At 42.3% G+C, this 20,390-nt stretch carries 22 protein-coding genes; 15 read left to right on the top strand and 7 right to left on the bottom strand.

Annotated elements, in window-relative coordinates:
• Positions 1 to 25 precede the first annotated feature (25 nt).
• From minC to dtd, 5 genes are all read left to right on the top strand, one after another.
• Positions 26 to 757: a septum site-determining protein MinC gene (minC, locus tag SALWKB2_RS01685; RefSeq protein WP_025329961.1), complete on the top strand. Its 732-nt coding sequence runs from the start codon at positions 26 to 28 to the stop codon at positions 755 to 757.
• Between the two features lie 62 nt (positions 758 to 819).
• Entirely contained in the window at positions 820 to 1,635 is an 816-nt protein-coding gene (minD, locus tag SALWKB2_RS01680; RefSeq protein WP_025329960.1) for a septum site-determining protein MinD, read from the top strand.
• 3 nt (positions 1,636 to 1,638) lie between these two features.
• Positions 1,639 to 1,905: a cell division topological specificity factor MinE gene (minE, locus tag SALWKB2_RS01675; protein ID WP_025329959.1), complete on the top strand. Its 267-nt coding sequence runs from the start codon at positions 1,639 to 1,641 to the stop codon at positions 1,903 to 1,905.
• Complete coding sequence (locus SALWKB2_RS01670; protein WP_025329958.1) at positions 1,905 to 2,831, top strand: hydrogen peroxide-inducible genes activator; 927 nt, start codon at positions 1,905 to 1,907, stop codon at positions 2,829 to 2,831. Before minE ends, SALWKB2_RS01670 begins: the two co-directional genes overlap by 1 nt.
• Before the next feature lie 181 nt (positions 2,832 to 3,012).
• Positions 3,013 to 3,447 carry a D-aminoacyl-tRNA deacylase gene (gene dtd, locus SALWKB2_RS01665; protein WP_025329957.1) on the top strand — a complete coding sequence of 145 codons (435 nt, stop codon included), beginning with the start codon at positions 3,013 to 3,015 and terminating at the stop codon, positions 3,445 to 3,447.
• Positions 3,448 to 3,483: 36 nt separating this feature from the next.
• Here the strand turns inward: dtd and SALWKB2_RS01660 are convergent, their stop codons facing one another.
• Entirely contained in the window at positions 3,484 to 4,068 is a 585-nt protein-coding gene (locus tag SALWKB2_RS01660) for a hypothetical protein (protein WP_144353313.1), read from the bottom strand.
• A gap of 386 nt (positions 4,069 to 4,454) precedes the next feature.
• Between SALWKB2_RS01660 and SALWKB2_RS12475 the strand changes: the two genes are divergently transcribed.
• Positions 4,455 to 5,045, top strand: coding sequence for a CHAP domain-containing protein (locus SALWKB2_RS12475; RefSeq protein ID WP_025329955.1), 591 nt, complete (start codon positions 4,455 to 4,457; stop codon positions 5,043 to 5,045).
• A 39-nt stretch (positions 5,046 to 5,084) separates the two neighbouring features.
• Here SALWKB2_RS12475 and SALWKB2_RS01650 read toward each other — a convergent pair whose 3' ends face one another.
• The 3 genes from SALWKB2_RS01650 to SALWKB2_RS01640 all read right to left on the bottom strand — a co-directional run bounded on the left by SALWKB2_RS01650 (position 5,085) and on the right by SALWKB2_RS01640 (position 8,042).
• Positions 5,085 to 5,648 carry a DNA-3-methyladenine glycosylase I gene (locus SALWKB2_RS01650; protein WP_037393194.1) on the bottom strand — a complete coding sequence of 188 codons (564 nt, stop codon included), beginning with the start codon at positions 5,646 to 5,648 and terminating at the stop codon, positions 5,085 to 5,087.
• A 52-nt stretch (positions 5,649 to 5,700) separates the two neighbouring features.
• Positions 5,701 to 6,267: a TMEM165/GDT1 family protein gene (locus tag SALWKB2_RS01645; protein WP_025329953.1), complete on the bottom strand. Its 567-nt coding sequence runs from the start codon at positions 6,265 to 6,267 to the stop codon at positions 5,701 to 5,703.
• 320 nt (positions 6,268 to 6,587) lie between these two features.
• Positions 6,588 to 8,042 (bottom strand): anion permease, encoded by a 1,455-nt coding sequence (locus tag SALWKB2_RS01640; RefSeq protein WP_025329952.1) that lies wholly within the window; start codon positions 8,040 to 8,042, stop codon positions 6,588 to 6,590.
• A gap of 398 nt (positions 8,043 to 8,440) precedes the next feature.
• Here SALWKB2_RS01640 and dnaK point away from each other — a divergent pair, with 398 nt between their 5' ends.
• The 4 genes from dnaK (at position 8,441) to SALWKB2_RS01625 (ending at position 14,623) form a co-directional block, all read left to right on the top strand.
• Positions 8,441 to 10,375, top strand: coding sequence for a molecular chaperone DnaK (gene dnaK / locus SALWKB2_RS01635; RefSeq protein ID WP_025329951.1), 1,935 nt, complete (start codon positions 8,441 to 8,443; stop codon positions 10,373 to 10,375).
• 281 nt (positions 10,376 to 10,656) lie between these two features.
• Positions 10,657 to 10,824: a hypothetical protein gene (locus tag SALWKB2_RS12295; protein ID WP_167539456.1), complete on the top strand. Its 168-nt coding sequence runs from the start codon at positions 10,657 to 10,659 to the stop codon at positions 10,822 to 10,824.
• A gap of 171 nt (positions 10,825 to 10,995) precedes the next feature.
• Positions 10,996 to 12,165, top strand: a complete 1,170-nt coding sequence (locus SALWKB2_RS01630) for an alpha-hydroxy acid oxidase (RefSeq protein WP_025329950.1) — start codon at positions 10,996 to 10,998, stop codon at positions 12,163 to 12,165.
• A gap of 178 nt (positions 12,166 to 12,343) precedes the next feature.
• Positions 12,344 to 14,623, top strand: coding sequence for a Tex family protein (locus SALWKB2_RS01625; RefSeq protein WP_025329949.1), 2,280 nt, complete (start codon positions 12,344 to 12,346; stop codon positions 14,621 to 14,623).
• A gap of 66 nt (positions 14,624 to 14,689) precedes the next feature.
• Here SALWKB2_RS01625 and SALWKB2_RS01620 read toward each other — a convergent pair whose 3' ends face one another.
• The gene (locus tag SALWKB2_RS01620; protein ID WP_025329948.1) at positions 14,690 to 15,127 is read right to left on the bottom strand and encodes a hypothetical protein; all 438 of its coding nucleotides are present in this window, start codon (positions 15,125 to 15,127) and stop codon (positions 14,690 to 14,692) included.
• Positions 15,128 to 15,239: 112 nt separating this feature from the next.
• Positions 15,240 to 15,941 (bottom strand): acetolactate decarboxylase, encoded by a 702-nt coding sequence (gene budA, locus SALWKB2_RS01615; protein ID WP_025329947.1) that lies wholly within the window; start codon positions 15,939 to 15,941, stop codon positions 15,240 to 15,242.
• Positions 15,942 to 16,017: 76 nt separating this feature from the next.
• Here budA and SALWKB2_RS12470 point away from each other — a divergent pair, with 76 nt between their 5' ends.
• The 5 genes from SALWKB2_RS12470 (at position 16,018) to SALWKB2_RS01590 (ending at position 19,397) form a co-directional block, all read left to right on the top strand.
• A complete protein-coding gene (locus SALWKB2_RS12470; RefSeq protein ID WP_232335828.1) occupies positions 16,018 to 16,623 on the top strand; it encodes a YnfA family protein in 606 nt (201 codons plus the stop codon).
• Positions 16,624 to 16,734: 111 nt separating this feature from the next.
• Positions 16,735 to 17,895, top strand: a complete 1,161-nt coding sequence (locus SALWKB2_RS01605; protein ID WP_025329945.1) for an MFS transporter — start codon at positions 16,735 to 16,737, stop codon at positions 17,893 to 17,895.
• A 17-nt stretch (positions 17,896 to 17,912) separates the two neighbouring features.
• On the top strand, positions 17,913 to 18,119 hold the full coding sequence (locus SALWKB2_RS01600) for a hypothetical protein (protein WP_025329944.1): 207 nt from the start codon (positions 17,913 to 17,915) through the stop codon (positions 18,117 to 18,119).
• A gap of 27 nt (positions 18,120 to 18,146) precedes the next feature.
• Positions 18,147 to 18,740, top strand: coding sequence for a uracil-DNA glycosylase family protein (locus SALWKB2_RS01595; RefSeq protein WP_025329943.1), 594 nt, complete (start codon positions 18,147 to 18,149; stop codon positions 18,738 to 18,740).
• A 27-nt stretch (positions 18,741 to 18,767) separates the two neighbouring features.
• Entirely contained in the window at positions 18,768 to 19,397 is a 630-nt protein-coding gene (locus SALWKB2_RS01590; protein WP_025329942.1) for an NAD(P)-dependent oxidoreductase, read from the top strand.
• Positions 19,398 to 19,457: 60 nt separating this feature from the next.
• On the opposite strand, the gene SALWKB2_RS01585 is transcribed toward SALWKB2_RS01590, so the two are convergent.
• A complete protein-coding gene (locus tag SALWKB2_RS01585; protein WP_025329941.1) occupies positions 19,458 to 20,342 on the bottom strand; it encodes a lipid A biosynthesis lauroyl acyltransferase in 885 nt (294 codons plus the stop codon).
• Positions 20,343 to 20,390: the final 48 nt, after the last annotated feature.

Genomic DNA, 20,390 nt, shown 5'->3' with positions numbered 1-20,390 from the left:
ATAATTTACTTGGGCAAACACGTTAATGAATGCTGCTTTTAATGTGAAATCTGCGCGTCTGGACACGCTGTCAGTACAATTACTGACAGATGATCTGACTTTGATTAACCAGGAACTAAAGCAACGGGCAGAACGTTTTGGTAATTTACGCAATATGCCTTTTACTCTGGATCTGCAAAATCTTTCCAATCAGGCAAATGTGAATTTAGCGAAGCTGATTGCGCTGTTTGCACGATATAATTTGCGCATTATTGCTATCCGCCATACCGATTTATCCTGGTCCAATCTGGCCAAACAGCATAATATTGCCTTTAGCATTCTTCCAGAGGAACAGGCCAGTGCACGCGTCAAAGCTGTAACTGAGGCGCAAATACCACAAATTACTGAAAAAGAAAAATTTACTTCATCTGTTTCTGCCTTACCAACGCTGGTAATAGATCGCACTATTCGTACCGGTCAGCAGGTTTATGCAGAAAAATCTGATTTAATTGTTCTGGGACTGGTAAGTGAAGGGGCGGAAATTATTGCGGATGGCAATATTCACATCTATGGCCCTTTACGCGGCCGGGCTTTGGCTGGTGCTGCCGGAAATAAGGATACTCGCATTTTTGCACAGTCTATGCAGGCCGAACTGGTATCGGTAGCAGGAATTTATCGCATTTTTGATCAGCAATTACCAGCACATCTGTATCGTCACCCTGTACAGATTTTCCTGCAGAATGACCGGCTGGTGCTTAGTGCGATTCAGGCACATTAATTTTATGACTGATTTTTGAATGTATTGACAGATTCATTTATATAACAAAAAGGATTTTGATTGTGGCAAAGATTATTGTGGTGACGTCAGGTAAAGGTGGTGTTGGTAAGACCACAACCAGTGCCAGTATTTCAACAGGTCTGGCTTTAGCAGGCCATAAAACTGCGGTAATTGATTTTGATGTGGGCTTACGTAATCTGGATTTGATTATGGGTTGCGAACGCCGTGTGGTTTATGATCTGATTAATGTTATTCAGGATGAAGCTACCCTGAATCAGGCATTAATTAAAGATAAACACTGTGAAAATCTTTATGTGTTACCTGCCTCTCAGACCCGGGATAAAGATGCACTTACCCGCGATGGTGTAGAAAAGGTTTTAAAAGATCTGACTGAGAAGATGGGCTTTGAATATGTAGTCTGCGATTCACCTGCTGGTATTGAACAAGGTGCATTAATGGCCTTATATTTTGCCGATGAAGCCATCGTCACTACTAACCCGGAAATTTCCAGTGTACGTGACTCTGACCGTATTCTGGGTATTTTATCCAGCAAATCTCGCCGTGCCGAAACTAATGGGATACCGGTAAAAGAGCATTTACTGATTACCCGTTATTCACCTGAGCGTGTAGAAAAAGGTGAAATGCTGTCTGTACAGGATATTCAGGATATTTTGCGTATTCCATTAATTGGTGTTATTCCTGAATCACAAAATGTATTACAAGCATCTAATTCTGGTACGCCGGTTATTTTGCAGGAAAATTCAGTTGTTGCTGAAGCTTATAAAGATGTTGTCGCTCGTTTGCTGGGCGAGGATCGTCCAATCCGTTTTCTGGATACTGAGAAAAAAGGTTTTCTCAAGCGACTGTTTGGAGGATAAGACATGTCTATAATAGATTTTCTTTTTGGTAAGAAGCAACAATCCGCAAAAACGGCTCGCGATCGTTTACAAATTATTATTGCTCAGGAGCGAGCTACTCATACACCGGACTATTTGCCTACACTACAAAAAGAGTTACTGGAAGTGTTATCAAAATATGTTCATGTTTCTTTAAATGATATTCATATTTCTCAGGAAAAGAAAAACGGTATGGATGTATTGGCATTGAATATTACTTTACCTGAAACAGGAAAGAAAAAGGCCAGTTAATGACGCTGACTGAATTGCGCTATATTGTGGCTGTAGCTCAGGAAAAACATTTTGGACGTGCTGCCCAGCGATGTTTTGTAAGTCAGCCTACTTTATCCATTGCAATTAAGAAGCTGGAAGAGGAGCTTGGGCTGGCATTATTTGATCGCAGCAGTAATGAGGTAATGACAACTGATGCTGGCCAGCGAATTGTGGTACAGGCTCGCCGTGTTCTTGAAGAAGCTGATCGTATTAAGTTGATGGCAAATCAGGAACAAAGTGAGCTGGAAGGAATATTTAAACTTGGTCTGATTTTTACCATTGCACCATATCTGCTGCCAAAGTTGATTTTATCTTTGCGAGAGATGGCTCCAGAAATGCCATTACAGCTGGATGAAAACTATACGGATGTATTAAAAGAATCACTTAAGCGTGGTGATCTGGATGCTATTGTGGTAGCAGAGCCATTTGATGAAACCGGGTTGGAAACTATTCCGCTTTATGATGAGCCTTTTTTTGTTATTGTTCCAAAAGGCCATGCTTTCGAGCAATTGGACGAGGTTACACCAAAGCAACTAGGTGAAGAACGGGTATTATTGCTCACCGAAGGCAACTGTATGCGTGATAATGTACTGGCTAGCTGTCAGGAATTGGCTTCGCGTCAGAAAATTCAGGGACTGTCTAATAGTATTCAGGGAAGTTCTATCAATACAATTAGACATATGGTGGCTAGTGGTCTGGGTATTAGTGTCATGCCAGCTACAGCTTTAACAGAGAATGATCATCTGTTGTTCAGTATTATTCCTTTTACTAGTCCGACACCGGAACGGCGCGTGGTTCTGGCCTCCAGACGAAATTTTGTTCGTCCTAAAGCCTTGCGCATGATTAAGTCTGCTATTCTGGCTTCGCAGTTAACTGGGGTAAAATTTATTCATGATGCTGATTAAGTTTTAGAGCAATCAAAAAACGCCTGTACTCTATAGCAGGCGTTTTTTGATGCACAAAATTTTCTGATTTAATGATTTAAGTTATATATGATTACAGATTATTTAATCATATGAAATTGATTAAATAATCTGTAATCTATAAATGAATTTAAATTCAAACAGATTCGAAACAGGATTTTCTATGATTGCATTAATACAGCGTGTGAAAGAAGCCAGCGTCTGTGTAAACTCTGAAATAGTCGGACAAATAGATCAGGGATTACTGGTGTTATTAGGTGTGGAAGAAGGAGATGATTTACAAAAAGCTGAACGTCTCTGTGACAAAGTACTTGGTTATCGGATTTTTAGTGATCAAGATAATAAAATGAATTTGAACGTTAAACAGGCTAATGGTCAGTTACTGGTTGTTTCGCAATTTACACTTGCTGCCGACACTAAAAAAGGGATGCGCCCTAGTTTTACCAAAGGTGCAGCACCAGAAAAAGCCAATGATTTGTATAATTATTTTGTTGAATTATGCCAGAAACAAATTGTGACTAAAACCGGTATCTTTGCCGCAAATATGCAGGTTTCCCTGATTAATGACGGACCGGTAACATTCTGGCTGCAAGTTTGAGTACTTGTATTTATTCAATAGCAAACAAATTAATTTTTAGTATCGGCTTAGTTCCTGCTTTAATACGCGGATATTGGCTTGCCGGTCTGTTATATTTTGTTGCCAGCGCTGAATTTGTGCTGTTGCTCCCTGCTTTTGTGCCTGACGCAACTTTTGCTGCGCTATTGTTAATGCATTCTGTTCACTGGCAATATCGCGCTGAACCAGTTGTTTTGGTGTCAGTTTGGGTATAGTGATTATTTTAGCCGGGACTGTAGCCATATTATTTTTATTTCTAATCATAGTCACAGTTTCAGGTTTCGGAGGCTGTTGTCGCAGTGAAATACCTATTTTGGGAGAAGCCGGTGTTTTCATTAAGTCACTGTCTTGTCCAAATTCAGCGCTGTACCAAAGACGCTGCAATTGCTCCAAACCCGGAGCATTCTGATTTTCCAGAGAATATTTTTTTAGATTATCATCATCTGCGGGTGGATACTTTGCAATCTGACACTGAACATCTAAAGGTTTGGTTGTATAGCTGACATGGTTATTTGCCAGCGGACAAGCATACCAGACCACAGATTTAGGCTCACTGGCTGTGGATACAGATGCTGTTGTGTCTTCAGCCCAAACTACATCCATATCACTGAAAAACAATAAACAGATAATGAAATAAAAGCTAAATCTGAACTTGTTTTGCATAACAATTACTCGTTACGTCCACATTTAAATACATACACAATGTAGTTTTATAGCACAATTTGCTGATTTGGATAATTAACCAGTGACTGAAATCTTTACAAAATATAATTGTAAGACAAATTATCTGGTGTACGGGTATTTTTTATATTATTGTAATATAAGTACAGAGTTTACGTTATTTAATTTATTCTCCTGATGTTTCTGATAATTTCAAAGATTGCACTTAACCACATAAATAAAAATCATAAAATTACTTCATCCTTCTTAAATTTACTTTTAATTATTAATTAACATAATGATAATATACTAAATAATAGGGAAACAAAATTTTACTTAAATCTAAAAAAGTTTTCTTCCCAATAATTATTGTATTAATATTATTAGGATTCAGTTTTTATTATGTATATGAAGATCTCTTTGTCGATGAAAGCAAAATAGGTACGGTTGTCGATGAATTCAATGGTGTTAAGGTTTACTACAATGGAAAAATCAGCCATGTAAGTGAAAGAAATATAGCACCAGATGGCTATAATTTAGGATTAAAGTATCAATGTGTCGAATTTATTAAGCGCTACTATTATGAACGCTTTAATCATAAAATGCCTGACAGTTACGATCATGCCAAACAATTTTTTGATGATTCGATACCAGATGGAAATCTTAATCCTAAACGTAATTTACTTCAGTTCCATAACGGCTCTCCCACAAAACCTCAAGTTGACGATATTATTGTCTTAGACTGGTCTAAATATGGTCACGTAGCCATTATCAGTAAAGTTACTGACAATGATATTGAGATTGTTCAGCAAAATCCTGGTCCTACTGCCAGTAGTCGTGCCACTTTTCCGTTAATTTATAAAGATGGATTATGGAAAATAGATTCTTTTCGTGTTTTAGGTTATTTACGTAAACGTTAAAAGCAAATTACATGATGAATCACAGAAATAATAGTTATTTTAATGCTGGGCACAAAAACAGTTTGTTAAATGATCATTTACTAATCCCATTGATTGCATAAACGCATAGCACGTAGTCGGACCTACAAAGCTAAAACCACGCTTTTTTAAAGCTTTGGACATAGCGCGACTAATTTCTGTCTGTGTTGGCACCTCTGATAAATGTTTATAGTGATTTATAATCGGTTGATCATTAACAAATGACCAGATAAAACTGGCAAAATCTTCCCCATTTTGCTGCATAGATAGATATGCATGGGCATTATTAATAATTGCTTTGAGTTTGGCCGGATGGCGAATAAGCCCGGAATTCTGTAATAGTGGTTCAATATCGGTAATTGTAATAATTTGATGCGGATTAAAATCATAGAAACAACGCCGGTATTCATCGCGTTTTTTTAATACAGTAATCCATGATAAGCCCGCCTGCTGACCTTCCAGACAAATCTTTTCAAACAGTTTTTGCCCGTCTCTCTGTATTTTTCCCCATTCAAAATCATGATAATGTTCATACAATGGGTCGGCGTTGACCCATTCACACCGTTGTTTCAACTGTTTTTGCATAATATTTGGATCCGCTTAATGTTATAAATTTTGCATAGTTATCTGATAATTTTTAATATAACCATGTCTGAATCAGGGTGATAATACCTAAAAGACAGAACAGAATGCAGGCTCCTATACGGATACGGTTTAAGGGTAAACGCTGCATCAGCCAGTTTCCGAAAAATATTACCGGAACATTAGCTAATAACAAACCTACTGTACTACCCAGAACTACTGAAAACAAATCACGGTACTGAGCTGCCAGCAAAATAGTAGCAATTTGGGTTTTATCACCCACTTCTGCCAGAAAAAATAATACTGCGGTGGCCACGAACGGACCGTAACGCATAAAACGAGTATCTACGCCATCATCTTTATCCGGCTTTAACAGCCATAAACCCACTATCAGAAAACTGAAACCTACAACCCAGCCCATTAACTGCGGTGTAAAAAAACGTGCTACTTCTACGCCAAACCATGCAGAAACAATATGATTAAGTAAGGTGGCACAAAGCATACCGGCAATGATGGAATATTTGCGCGAAAATCGGGTTGCCAGAAATAAAGTCAGTAATTGAGTTTTGTCACCAATTTCAGCAAGCGCAACTGGAATGACAGAAGAAAGAAAAGCATGAATCATTTTCAGAATACCGTTGGCGGGCAAAAGACAAAAGACACAATAAAACCCCCGCCGTAACGGTTTTATGTATCTCAAGTCTCGTTAGTCCGCCAACAGGCAAGGACGTTACGACCATACAGCAAAAACTGTAAATATGTTGACCGTAACCACAGGCTTGAAGAAACCACCTGTGCAACTACTCCCTTAAGGCAGGGCATCATAACCCATTCTATACAAACGCAACAAGTGAAATTCTTTAAAAATTCATTGAATTTGATTTCAAACAATAAAACAGGCTGCCATGCTTTATGGCAGCCTGCAATAATAGATTAATCAGATTAATAATAACCCAGAACTTTCCACCAAACACCACCGATAGCCACAAATATAATCAGTTCGACTACACTCATGATGAAACCGACTTTCCACCATTCGCCTAAAGTAACATAGCCTGAACCGAATATCACAGGTGAAGTACCAGTAGCATAATGCGTTAGTGTCATCATGATGCTGGAAGCTGCAGCCATCATCAGTGCAAACAGCATCGGAGGTGCGCCAAGCGCCAGACCGGCAGAATAGAAGGCAGCAAACATGGCTGTAATGTGAGCAGTAGTACTTGCAAACATATAGTGCGCATACATATAAGCCAGTAATAATAAGGCACAGGCACCCATCCAGCCCATACCCAGTCCGCCTATGCTGCTTTCCAGCACACCAGAGAACCATTTAATCAATCCGAGTTTATTCAGGAAAGTAGCCATCATGACTAATGCAGCAAACCAGGTAATGGTATCCCATGCACTTTTTTCTTTCAGAATATCATCCCAGCTTAATACACCGGTTAACAATAACAATGACAAACCAATGAATGCAGTAGTGGTCGCGTCTATAATGTATGCGTCACCAAACAGCATGGCCGGCACACCTGCCCATAAAATCAGCAATACTGCAAAAATACCCAGCATGATTTTTTCATCACGGGTCATCGGCCCCTGCTCTTTCAGACGCTCTTGAGCAAAAGCAACGGCATTGGGTGTTTGCTTGATTTCAGGCGGATACAACCAGTAAATAATCAGTGGCATCAGGAACATCGCTATCAGACCCGGTATTAACATTGCCAAAGCCCATGTACCCCATGTCAGATTAATATTTTTATTGGTTACATCGGCAATTAGCCTCACAATTAACGGGTTAGGAGCGGTAGCAGTAATAAACATGATTGAGCTGATGGGATTGGCATGATAATTTACCAGAGCCAAAAATTTACCCATACGTTTTTCTGTGCCCTTTTCAGGATCAGAATCATAGCTGGATGCAATAGACTTCATGATTGGGTGAATAATGCCACCGCCACGAGCAGTATTACTCGGTGTAACCGGAGCCAGTATTAATTCCACTACGGCCAGACTATAGGCAACACCTAGCGTACGTTTACCCCATAACCTAATGAACAGATAGCCCACACGTGCACCAAGACCGGTTTTTAATAAACCGCGCGAAATCATAATTGCCACACCAATCAACCAGATCAGCGGATTACCAAAACTGCTTAAGGCATCACCCATAGCCTTACTGGGATCATTATTGGTTACACCGGTTAAGGCAACCAGCATAATGGCAATAATAGATAGTGCACCAATTGGCATTGCTTTGCCGATAATGGCAGCAATAACTCCGACAAACATGGCCAGTAAATGCCATGCCTGAGGTGAAACCCCCTCTGGAACCGGTATGAACCAGATAATCAGAGCGATTATCAGCGCAATAGCCGCGGGAATGGGTTTAAACCCAATTTTTACAGGCATACAACATACTCCTAAATCATAAAGATACAGACTACAGCCAGACAGAAATCACTAACCTGAATGTGATTGTATACTTTTATAGCAAAATACCGTCTGATATAAAGCAAAAAAGTATCAGACGGTATTAACGAAAGTCAGATGATTATACTGTTTAAGCCTGAATGAATATAACATACAGCTGTGTAAGTAAACGCTATTGATGTTAAAGCAGATTTTCCGGATGCGATTAAATAGATAAATTTTGCAAAACTATGCTTGAAATCGTGCCGGGCATACCCATTTACGATTCATTAGCAATAGTATGGCGGTGGTAATTAACCACCCTGTTTGCAGCCGTAATATAGCGGCGCAAAGTACGAAATTAAATAATTAGGAGATTATTAATTATGGCAAAAGTAATCGGTATTGACTTAGGTACCACCAACTCCTGTGTTGCCATTTCCGAAGGTGGCCAGACTAAAGTAATTGAAAATGCGGAAGGTGCACGTACTACGCCTTCAATTGTTGCTTATCTGGACGATAACGAAATTCTGGTAGGTGCACCAGCCAAACGTCAGGCTGTTACCAATCCGAAAAATACTATTTATGCTGTAAAACGTCTAATCGGCCGCAAATTTGATGATGCTGAAGTACAGCGCGACATTAAATCTATGCCCTTTCAGATTGTTAAAGCAAATAATAACGACGCATGGGTAGAAGCACATGGTGAAAAATTATCACCTCCGCAAGTATCTGCCGAAGTATTGCGTAAAATGAAAAAAGCAGCTGAAGATTATCTGGGTGAAAAAGTAACTGAAGCTGTTATTACCGTGCCGGCTTATTTTAATGACAGCCAGCGTCAGGCTACTAAAGACGCCGGTCGTATTGCCGGTCTGGATGTAAAACGTATTATCAATGAACCAACTGCCGCAGCTCTGGCTTTCGGTATGGATAAAGGCGAAAAAGGCGACCGCAAGATTGCCGTATACGACCTTGGCGGTGGTACATTTGATATTTCTATTATTGAAATCGCTGAAGTTGATGGCGACAAACAGTTTGAAGTACTGGCCACCAATGGTGATACATTCCTGGGCGGCGAAGACTTCGACCAGCGTTTGATTAACTACATCATTGATGAATTCAAAAAAGATCAGGGTATCGATCTGAAAAATGATGTAATGGCTCTGCAACGTCTGAAAGAAGCTGCCGAAAAAGCGAAAATCGAACTTTCCAGTGGTCAGCAGACAGAAATCAATCTGCCTTACATCACCATGGACGCTTCCGGCCCGAAACATCTGGCGATGAAAATTACCCGTGCCAAGTTTGAAAGTCTGGTAGAAGATCTGATTACCCGCTCGATCGAACCTTGCCGCACTGCAATTAAAGATGCCGGTCTGAGCGTAAATGATATTAATGATGTTATTTTGGTAGGCGGTCAAAGCCGTATGCCAAAAGTACAGGAAGCTGTTAAAGATTTCTTCGGTAAAGAACCGCGCCGTGATGTTAATCCTGATGAAGCTGTTGCTGTAGGTGCTGCTATTCAGGGTGCCGTACTGGCCGGTGACCGTAACGACGTGCTGTTACTTGATGTAACACCTTTGTCTCTGGGTATTGAAACCATGGGCGGTGTGATGACTAAACTCATCAACAAAAACACTACCATTCCGACTAAAGCAACTCAAACATTCTCTACAGCTGAAGATAATCAAAGTGCGGTAACCATCCATGTATTACAGGGTGAACGTGAACGTGCTTCTGCTAATAAGAGTCTGGGACAGTTTAATCTGGGTGATATTCCTCCTGCACCCCGTGGTGTGCCTCAGGTAGAAGTAACTTTTGATATCGACGCCAACGGTATTTTGCATGTATCTGCAAAAGACAAAGGTACTGGCAAAGAAGCCAACATCACCATTCAGGCTTCTTCCGGTCTGAGCGAAGAAGAAATCGAACGCATGGTAAAAGATGCAGAAGCTAATGCTGAGGAAGATCGCAAACTATCCGAACTGGTAAGCAGTCGCAATCAGGCTGAAGCTTTGATTCATTCAGTACAGAAATCCTTGACTGAATATGGCGACAAACTGGATGCTGCTGAAAAAGAAAAAATTGAAGCAGCCATCAAGGAAGCTGAAGAAGCTGTTAAAGGCGAAGATAAAGCTGCAATTGATGCTAAAGCCGAGGCTTTAGGTACAGCCAGCCAGAAACTGGGCGAAATGATGTATGCTCAGGCACAGGCCGAAGGTCAGCAAGCTGGTGCCCAGACTGAACAGTCGCAAAGCAAAGGCAGCGATGATGTTGTAGACGCTGAATTTGAAGAAGTAAAAGATAAAGAGAAAAAAGACTAATTTTTTCCTGATACTATTTAACCCCGCTTCCAAGCGGGGTTTTATTTTATCTTGCCATTGCTTTGCAGACTAAAAAATACCATTTATATCTGTCATTTCTGCCGCAAAATTTCTGATTTTATTATTATTACCAGTTTATAATCATTTATACAGATAAAAATATCAATAAGCAGAAATTGTGAATATTTAATGTCCTGTAAAAAAACAGACATATTGGCAAACTGACCGTTACAATAATCGTAGCGATTATTTACAATAAAGAAATACAACTGGAGCGAAAGATGGATTTTTATATTTTACTGATTTTACTTGGTGTCTGTTGTGCCATACTAACTGCCGGATTTTGCGGACGCTCACAACGCTGGGGACCATGGACTATGCTGGTTGGCATTAGCTGCCTGCTAATTCTGATTATGGTGATGATATATAAACTATCGCGCGTTGTCTGAATTCTGATTCCTGTCTGCCAGCTTCATTCTGATTCCGGCAGATGAATAACTATTTAAGAATCAGTTGGAAATCAATGATGGTGATTACAACCGAATAAAATTGATGTATAACATTATCTTCTCTAGCTAAGACTGTTTTCTTCAAAGAAAATTTGAAAAATAGGTATCCACATGCAAAACAAATTAAGCAAAATAACCTGTATCGAAGATTTGCGTAAAGTTGCCAAACGCAAAGTACCTAAGATGTTTTATGATTATGCTGATACTGGTTCGTGGACTGAATCTACCTATCATGCCAATAGTAATGATTTTCAGGAAATTAAATTACGCCAGCGTGTATTGACCGATATGACCGGCCGTACACTGGAAACAACAATGGCAGGTCAGACAGTAAAAATGCCGGTGGCACTGGCACCTACCGGATTAACCGGTATGCAGCATGCCGACGGAGAAATTCTGGCTGCACGTGCGGCCGAAAAATTCGGTGTGCCGTTTACGCTGTCTACTATGTCTATATGTTCTATTGAAGACGTGGCCGAAAATACCAGCGCTCCGTTCTGGTTTCAATTATATGTTATGCGTGACCGCGAATTCATGCGCGATCTGATTCGCCGTGCTCAGGAAGCCAAATGCTCAGCATTGGTGGTTACTGCTGATTTACAGGTTCTGGGACAAAGACATAAAGATATTAAAAACGGGCTATCCACTCCGCCTAAACCCACACTGCGCAACTGGATGAATCTGGCTACTAAGCCGGAATGGTGTCTGGCTATGCTGAATACACAGCGTCGCACTTTCCGTAATATTGTCGGACATACCAAAGGCGTTGCCGACATGACATCACTGTCTTCATGGACATCTGAACAGTTTGATCCGCGCCTCAGCTGGAAAGACATTGAAGAAATCAAGAATCTATGGGGCGGAAAATTGATTATTAAAGGCATTCTTGATGCCGAAGACGCAGAAATGGCTGTGAAATCCGGCGCAGATGCAATTATAGTGTCTAATCATGGTGGTCGCCAGCTGGATGGTGCTCCTTCGACCATCCATGCATTACCCAATATTATTTCTGCTGTAGGCAATAATATTGAAGTCTGGCTGGATAGTGGTATCCGCAGCGGACAGGATGTTCTCAAAGCTATTGCTATGGGAGCCAAGGGTACACTAATTGGCCGCGCATTCCTGTATGGTCTGGGTGCATATGGTGAGGATGGTGTAACACGTGCACTGGAAATTATTTATAACGAAATGGATATCAGCATGGCCTTTACCGGTCACACTGATATCAAAACCGTTAATAAAGATATTCTGATACCGGGCACCTATCCGGTAGCCGGTTAAATCTGCCTGATTCTAAGGATATTTAAAAGCTATTTGTCTCAGACAAATAGCTTTTTTATCGATACCGCTCATCTTATTCAGCATTTGGTATAACTAACTGGCTTTTTAACTGACATGAACAGGTGACAAAGCCACTTCAGCCGGCTATGCTTGCCTTTTTATTGCTTATTAGACTGTTATGAACATCACTGAGAAAATTGCTTCGGAGCTGAATGTTGCTTCCGCACGAATTCAGGCAGCGATTGACCTGCTGGATGATGGCGCTACGGTACCGTTTGTGGCACGTTACCGTAAAGAAGCCACAGGCGGACTGGATGATACTCAGCTGCGGACGCTGGCTGAACGATTACAATATCTGCGTGAATTACAGGAACGCAAACAAACTGTATTATCCAGCATCGAAGAACAGGGCAAACTGACTGATGAGCTGCGCCAGAGCATAGAAAACGCTGATAATAAAACTGCACTCGAAGATATCTATCTTCCTTATAAACCCAAACGCCGTACCAAGGCACAAATTGCACGCGAGTACGGGCTGGCACCATTAGCTGAATCACTGCTTACTCAGCCAGATCTGGATCCGGAAATTACCTCACAAAATTATTTAAACGACAATGTCGCTGACAGTAAAGCCGCTCTGGACGGAGCGCGCGCGATTCTGATGGAACAATTTGCCGAAGAAGCCGGTCTGATAGGACGTTTGCGCGAGAAATTGTGGCGTGAAGGTGAAATCCATGCCACGGTAATCGAAGGTCAGGAAAGTGCCGGTGAGAAATTCAAAGATTACTTTAATCACCGTGAACCGATTCACAGCATGCCCAGCCATCGTGCTCTGGCCATACTGCGCGGTCGTAATGAAGGTATATTGTCGCTCAGTCTGAAATACCAGCCTGATGATACACCTGCCGGCGAACAGAGTATTTATGAGCAACTGATTGCACAACAGTTTGGTATCGCAGATATCGGACGTGCTGCTGACCGCTGGTTACGTGACACAGTGCGCTTAAGCTGGCGTGCCAAAATTTTTCTTTCATTAGAACTTGAAGCCCTCAACCGACTTAAAGAAAATGCTGATCAGGCTGCCATCAGTGTATTTGCCCAAAATCTGAAAGATTTGCTGCTTGCAGCTCCGGCCGGCCGTCTTACCACTATCGGGCTGGATCCCGGTATCCGTACCGGAGTAAAAGTAGCGGTAGTGGATGATACCGGTAAGCTACTGGAAACAGCTACTATCTATCCGCACCAGCCGCGTAACGACTGGAAAGGTGCTCTGACTGCACTGATGCATCTGGTAAAACAATATAAAGTCCGGCTGATTGCTATTGGTAACGGTACGGCCAGTCGTGAAACCGACAAGCTGGCCGGTGAACTGATTCGTGCCCTGCCTGATTATCATTTGCAAAAAATCGTTGTTTCTGAAGCTGGTGCCTCTGTTTACTCCGCTTCTGCTTTAGCAGCCAAAGAATTTCCTGAGCTGGATGTCAGTCTGCGCGGTGCTGTTTCTATCGCCCGCCGCCTGCAAGACCCGCTGGCAGAACTGGTGAAAATCGACCCTAAATCAATTGGTGTTGGTCAATATCAGCATGATGTTAACCAGAGCCAGCTAGCCAAAAGTCTGGATGCAGTTGTGGAAGATTGTGTAAACGCTGTCGGAGTGGATGTGAATACCGCATCAGTCGCCCTTTTGGCGCGTATTTCCGGTCTTAATAGTACACTGGCACAGAATATTGTCAGTTATCGTGACCAGAATGGCGCTTTTGCCAATCGCAAAACTCTGCTTAAAGTACCGCGTCTGGGCAGTAAAACTTTTGAACAGGCAGCCGGCTTTCTGCGTATTCAGGGCGGTGATGAACCTCTGGATGCCAGTGCAGTCCATCCGGAAAGCTATCCTATCGTTGCTAGAATGCTCAAAACGGCTCAGCTGCGTGCTGACCAGCTGATTGGCAACCACAGCGTGCTCAAAACACTTAAACCCACAGATTACATCGATGCTACTGTTGGTTTACCTACGATTAACGACATTCTGGCTGAATTGGAAAAGCCCGGTCGTGACCCGCGCGGTGAATTCCAGACCGCAACATTTGCTGATGGTATCGAAGACATCAGCGACCTTAAACCCGGCATGGTTCTTGAAGGCGTAGTCAGTAATGTGGCCGCATTTGGTGCTTTTGTCGATATTGGTGTGCATCAGGACGGACTGGTACATGTTTCTGCCTTAGCTGACCGCTATATTGCTGACCCACGTGATATTGTTAAAACCGGCGATGTGGTTAAAGTGAAGGTTATCGATGTTGATATAGCGCGTAAACGTATTGCTCTGTCGATGCGTCTGAACGACGATGCTCAGCCTGCATCCCGCCAACACGAACGACCACGCCGGCAAAATGGTAAAACACAAAATGTATCCGGCACAGATAATGCTATGGCGGCAGCATTTGCCCGGTTAAAACAGCAATAGACAAAAGACCGCTATAAAGGGGCATCTCTGCCCCTTTTTTTCATTAAACAGCCTGCATATAGTATCTTAGCGACAATCTTTGCCAGACAACGGCACACTTACCTGTGAATGATCCTGAAAAGTATAAACATACACAAAATTAAATCCCCCCAGTAACATACGCCGCGTCAGAGGCTGACGGCACGCCTGCTCTAAATCTTTTTTCACTGATGCCGGATTGAAATTAGCCTGATTTCGCTTACTGTCCAGCATGGTATACGAATAATAAATAGTCTGATTGTGCCGTACAGCTGCTGTAAACAGATTCTGTTTGTGTTGCTGTGGCAGTTTCTTCTGTAATGCCAGCAATTGCTGATCTACAGACGTAGTCAATACCGGATCAATAGCCAGAGGCATATGCCGAGGTTTACTGGCAGCTTCTGCAGAAGCTGCACCAGATTCTTCCGGCTGCCGGTTACAGGCTGCCAATAAGCACAAACAGAATAGCGCAATTATTTTTTTCATGGCTGACACTTTCAGAGCAGATACAGGCAGGAGTTATCCGGTAATACCGGAAAATTTTGTCCTCTCCCCTTAATTTACTCCAGATAATCAATAATAGTGTAACACGCGCTGATTAATTTTCTACTTGCTTAATAACTTTATTTAAATTATCCATTTTCAGATTCTTGCGTAAATATTCTTCACTTTCAGGTAAAGCAATTTGAATCGATTGTTTGCACTCATATGCCAGCTCAGCATTACTTGCAGAAAAATCTATAACATGACCACCAAGTTTACGTGTAGTATCAATAAAATGCAGATGAAAACCGGCTACAGATAATTCTTTGAAAAACTCTGGCGTCCAGAAACCGATTAATGTGCCAGTGACCTTCTCTACCGTATCCACGACTTGCTGTTCAAAAACTTTAACAACAGACGGATAAGGTTTATGCTGAGCAAACGGACGACGAATCTTCAGCTCATCAAACTGTCCGCTGATTCTTACTGCCACGAATACATTATCCAGAGGCAGATAGTGCGCCAGATGCGCATACAAATTGCTTTTACAGACATCAGTTATATCCACAACTTTATCAGGCTGAAATGTTGTAACCTGTACGAACGGCAACAGCTCATTATCTCCCATTACCTTAACCGCCTTATCACCGTCGGCCTCCAGAAAATCATGGTCAACAATTACCTCACCGGCCAGCGCATGAGAACAGCCTAAACCAAAATCACCATATTTTTTTGCTTCTCCCACACTAAATACTCCATCAAACAACCCTGCCATCAATGCATTAATGGTTGAAAACTGGACAATTGCTTTTTTCATTTTTTGCTCCGAGAATAGACAATAAATTTTATTTACATATTAATATACTCTAAAATAAAAATTTATTGAATAAACAATGTTTATATGGTTATTGCTGGTCAATTTAATACCAATAAATAACCGGACATCAGCAGAATCAATTAATTATTTTGATAATGTATTTAAATTCAGAACAGCAAGGTTTGAATCAGGTTTTGTATTGCAGTTACACTGGCAACAGCACTCACCTTTGGCAGATATCCTGCTGAAATCAGATTGTCCGGTGCAGGTAAGACTATTATGGTATAAGCGGTTCTCTTTATTTCTGCATCTGCAAGGCAGGTGGCCACAATCAATCAGACTGATTCGAAAACTCACCATGAAATCTTTTGTTTATTATTTTCTGGCTGCTGTTGCTGAAATCAGCGGCTGTTTTTCTTTCTGGGTCTGGCAACGCATGGGCAAATCAGTACTCTGGCTATTACCCGGCACACTGTCACTGTTGTTGTTTGCATGGTTGCTGACGCTGGTGGAAAGCAATATTGCCGGACGGGCATATGCCGTTTACGGTGGTATTTATATCTGCTGTTCGTTGCTGTGGTCTTGGCTGGTAGAAGGATCTGTACCGGATAAATGGGATATCAGTGGTGCACTGGTATGCCTGCTTGGTGCTGCAATCATTTTGCTTGCTCCGCGTGGCTAAACAAAATTTGTTTATATGATTCTGGTATTTACCAGTGCGAAAAGTGACAAGCCGGCAAGCTGCGTCTAAACTTATCGCTAATTGCTGAACAAACTATAGCTGTAAATTATTATGCTACTGAAAAGTTTACTTTCATTATCGTTAGGCACATTTGCACTGGGTATGGCAGAATTCAGCATGATGGGTATTCTGCCGGATGTAGCGGTTTCACTGAATATCAGTATCGCTCAGGCCGGACATTTTATTGCTGCTTATGCAATCGGTGTCTGCTGCGGTGCATGGCTGCTGGTATTAAGTTACCGTCTGCCACCCAAAACTATTTTATTGTCATTATCGGCATTGATTGCCATTGGTAATATACTGGCTGCATTATCTCCGGGCTATATGACTTTACTGGTAGCACGTTTTATTTCCGGTCTGCCGCATGGCGCATACTTCGGTATCGGCTCCATTGTTGCTACCAAACTTGCTCCGCCGGGACGTTCTGCGCAGGCTGTAGCACTGATGATTGCCGGAATGACAGTAGCCAATCTGATTGGTGTACCAGTAGGTACATGGCTGAGTTTGCATTTAAGCTGGCGTCTGGTATTTACTCTGGTGGCTGTAGTGGCCATCATACTGGTATTCACTTTACGGCGTTTTATCCCGCAAATGGATCGTTTACCCGATACCGGTATTCTGGGACAATTCCGTTTTCTGAAATCTGCTGCACCATGGCTGATACTGGCTGCCACCATGTTTGGTAACGGCGGGATTTTCTGCTGGTTCAGCTATATTAGCCCCTTACTCACACAGGTATCCGGTTTCAGTGGTAATCAGGTCAGCTTACTGATGGTACTGGCCGGCGCCGGTATGGTCGCCGGTAACTGGTGCGGTGGCCGTCTGGCCGACCGTTATACACCGGGTCAGGTCGCAGCCGGCTTACAGGGACTGGCAGCCGCAGCACTATTACTGATTTTCCTGTTTGCTTCGAATAGCTGGTTATCAGCCATACTGATGTGTGTATGTACATTCTGTCTGTTTGCCGTATCCGCACCACAGCAATTGTTATTACTGCGTCACTCTCCGGGCGGTGCCTTGCTTGGAGCCGCCAGTGTACAGATGGCATTTAATCTGGGTAATGCCATTGGTTCTTATAATGGTGGGCTGGCGATCAGCCATCACTGGGGGTATCAATATCCGGCATTACTCGGGGTGCCACTGACATTAATTGGTTGTGCCTGCCTGTTGTGGTTTCACCGTCGCTATGAAAATCTGGGACAGGATATCTGAACTATAAGGAAATAATAATGGATGAATCTATACCACCGGAAATCAGGCAACGTCTGCAACTTGCCAAAAAAAATGGTAATAAAACCGAACAACTGCGTTTATGGCAGGAATACAGTAGTCAGCAAGGCTTTTCCAGTGAATGGGTAATGGCTGCACGGCTGGGAGAAGCGGGTTATACAGATGAACAGGCTCATATGGTAGCCTGTCTGTTTGGTCGCTGCTAGTAAGTACGGGTTATATTATAGATACTTATGGCTGAAATTATTGTTGAAACACACCCGCTGAAACCTTTTTTACCTGCAAATGCGCGGCTGCTGATGCTCGGGTCATTCCCTCCGCCTGCCGGACGATGGAAAATGAATTTTTATTACCCGAATCTGCAAAATGATATGTGGCGTATTTTCGGGCTGGTATTTTTTCAGGACAAAGATTACTTTTTTACTGATAACAATAAAGCATTCAACGAGAAACTCATCCGTACTTTTTTATCAGAACGCGGTATAGCCATTAATGACGCTGCTTATCAGATCAGACGTTTACAAAATAATGCAGCCGACAAATTCCTCGAAGTTGTTACACCGGTAAACTTATCGGCAGTACTGACTCAGATTACGCACTGTCAGCATATTATGACTACCGGAGACAAAGCTACCAGCACATTATTACAACTATTACCAGCAGATACGCCTGTACCGACTATCGGCCATCCCAGTCACACTATACTGGACAGCCGGCATTTAACTTTATCCAGACTGCCTTCTTCATCGCGCGCTTATCCGCTTGCACTGGAACGCAAGGCAGCAATTTATCGTGATTATTTTGCTAACATTGGGTTATTGAATTAATTTTAACTATTCAGCGGGGGAATTTTTATGCATATTCTGATTTTTGGTGCCAGTGGCGGCGTTGGCAGAGCATTGGTTGAGCAGGCATTAGACAGCGGAGATGAAGTAACTGCTGCACTACGTTCACCGGAAAAATTTGATTTACAGCATCCTAAATTACATATTCGCCACTGTGATGCATTTAACGCTACTGATGTAGCGGCACTATTTAGCGGTAACAGCCAGTATGATGCTGTCGCTTCTGCTCTGAATACCAATCAGGGAGTTAAACCGGGTGATGATTTGCAGCGCATGCTTGACAACATCGTTACACAATTACAGAAACATGGCATTAAACGTATTGTGTATTGCGCCTCTGCCGGCGTGGATAATGAACTTGAAGGAGAGCGCGGTCAGGCTGCAATGGAATTTTTACGTTATCCGCTGGCAGACCATCGGGCGGCAATCGGAATCATTCAGGCAGCCGGTCTGTCTGCAACCATTGTGCGCCCGCTTGGCTTAACTAATGATGCGCTTTCGGCTCATTATCTTGAAACAGCACAGGGTGTACCAGCAGGAAGTGGTCGTATAGCCCGCGCAGATGTGGCACATTTTATGCTGAAAGCACTGCACAATGATGCTTATATCGGACAATCTGTCGCATTATCCGGCGTCTGAATAAATAATTGCTATAAGATAAATCTGACCGTCTGTCTGCTGTAGCAGGCAGACGATTTGTTATTTGCGGATTTTTCGATAAAACGACGCTTCACCCTCCGGACGGGTTTTAAAGCGTTTATGCAGCCAGTAATATTGTGCCGGCTGTTCACGTATTCTTGCTTCAATAAAATCGTTCATGCGCTGAGTATCGGCAACCATATCTTCACTGGGGAAATGTTCCCACTGCGGATAAAAGCGCAGAGTTACTGTACCATCAGCCTCGCGGGTTGGAATAGCAGGAATCACCTTTGCCTTAGTCAGAGCGGCAATCCGGCTCAGACCGGCGATTGTAGCAGTTGGAATTCCGAAAAAATTCACAAAAATTGATTCACGCCGGCCAAAATCCTGATCGGGCAGATAAAGAAACGGAGCGGTACTGGTTTTGATTTTCTTGATAATTGCACGCAGCCCTTCCGTTCGCCCAATCAGAAAAACATTATGATAACGATGACGTCCCTTAAGTATCTGCTCATCCATCTGTTTATTTTTCTGATGTGAGTAAACACTAATCAGAGGTACATCCTGATTAAGAGCATAGACAGCTGCTTCAAAAGCAGTAAAATGCGGATAAAGTAAAATTACCTTTTCACCCGCGGCGAGAGCTTCATCAAGATAATGTTTATCCTGATAACGCACCAGCTTTTTCAACCGGCCGGCATCTCCATACCAGTACAAACCATATTCCAGTAATAACATGGCCATATGGTAGAAATGTTCACGCAGTATTTTGCGCCGCTGCTGTTCTGTCCATTCAGGAAAACAGTGACGCAAATTAATCAGACCAATACGTCGTCTTGGTGCTACCGCATAATAACTTACCCAGCCTACACAGCGTGCCAGCGCATGAATCATACATAATGGCAGTAATTGCAGCACATACAAAAAAGCAAACGCCAATTTCATCATCATTACTATTGTTACCTAACTGATTATCGCCAGCTCTATCATTAA

Origin of the sequence: Snodgrassella alvi wkB2 (assembly GCF_000600005.1) — a bacterium.
Lineage (GTDB): Bacteria > Pseudomonadota > Gammaproteobacteria > Burkholderiales > Neisseriaceae > Snodgrassella > Snodgrassella alvi.
Note: the sequence above shows the minus strand (reverse complement) of the source record. Positions and strands in the feature narration are given on the sequence as shown.

Coding starts and splice junctions, on each gene's coding strand:
- SALWKB2_RS01585 (WP_025329941.1), bottom strand. CDS start 20,342: ATGAAATTGGCGTTTGCTTTTTTGTATGTGCTGCAATTACTGCCATTA.
- dnaK (WP_025329951.1), top strand. CDS start 8,441: ATGGCAAAAGTAATCGGTATTGACTTAGGTACCACCAACTCCTGTGTT.
- SALWKB2_RS01660 (WP_144353313.1), bottom strand. CDS start 4,068: ATGGATGTAGTTTGGGCTGAAGACACAACAGCATCTGTATCCACAGCC.
- SALWKB2_RS01650 (WP_037393194.1), bottom strand. CDS start 5,648: ATGCAAAAACAGTTGAAACAACGGTGTGAATGGGTCAACGCCGACCCA.
- SALWKB2_RS01605 (WP_025329945.1), top strand. CDS start 16,735: ATGCTACTGAAAAGTTTACTTTCATTATCGTTAGGCACATTTGCACTG.
- SALWKB2_RS01670 (WP_025329958.1), top strand. CDS start 1,905: ATGACGCTGACTGAATTGCGCTATATTGTGGCTGTAGCTCAGGAAAAA.
- SALWKB2_RS01590 (WP_025329942.1), top strand. CDS start 18,768: ATGCATATTCTGATTTTTGGTGCCAGTGGCGGCGTTGGCAGAGCATTG.
- minC (WP_025329961.1), top strand. CDS start 26: ATGAATGCTGCTTTTAATGTGAAATCTGCGCGTCTGGACACGCTGTCA.
- SALWKB2_RS12295 (WP_167539456.1), top strand. CDS start 10,657: ATGGATTTTTATATTTTACTGATTTTACTTGGTGTCTGTTGTGCCATA.
- SALWKB2_RS01630 (WP_025329950.1), top strand. CDS start 10,996: ATGCAAAACAAATTAAGCAAAATAACCTGTATCGAAGATTTGCGTAAA.
- SALWKB2_RS12470 (WP_232335828.1), top strand. CDS start 16,018: ATGTTTATATGGTTATTGCTGGTCAATTTAATACCAATAAATAACCGG.
- SALWKB2_RS01625 (WP_025329949.1), top strand. CDS start 12,344: ATGAACATCACTGAGAAAATTGCTTCGGAGCTGAATGTTGCTTCCGCA.
- dtd (WP_025329957.1), top strand. CDS start 3,013: ATGATTGCATTAATACAGCGTGTGAAAGAAGCCAGCGTCTGTGTAAAC.
- minE (WP_025329959.1), top strand. CDS start 1,639: ATGTCTATAATAGATTTTCTTTTTGGTAAGAAGCAACAATCCGCAAAA.
- SALWKB2_RS01620 (WP_025329948.1), bottom strand. CDS start 15,127: ATGAAAAAAATAATTGCGCTATTCTGTTTGTGCTTATTGGCAGCCTGT.
- SALWKB2_RS01595 (WP_025329943.1), top strand. CDS start 18,147: ATGGCTGAAATTATTGTTGAAACACACCCGCTGAAACCTTTTTTACCT.
- SALWKB2_RS01600 (WP_025329944.1), top strand. CDS start 17,913: ATGGATGAATCTATACCACCGGAAATCAGGCAACGTCTGCAACTTGCC.
- budA (WP_025329947.1), bottom strand. CDS start 15,941: ATGAAAAAAGCAATTGTCCAGTTTTCAACCATTAATGCATTGATGGCA.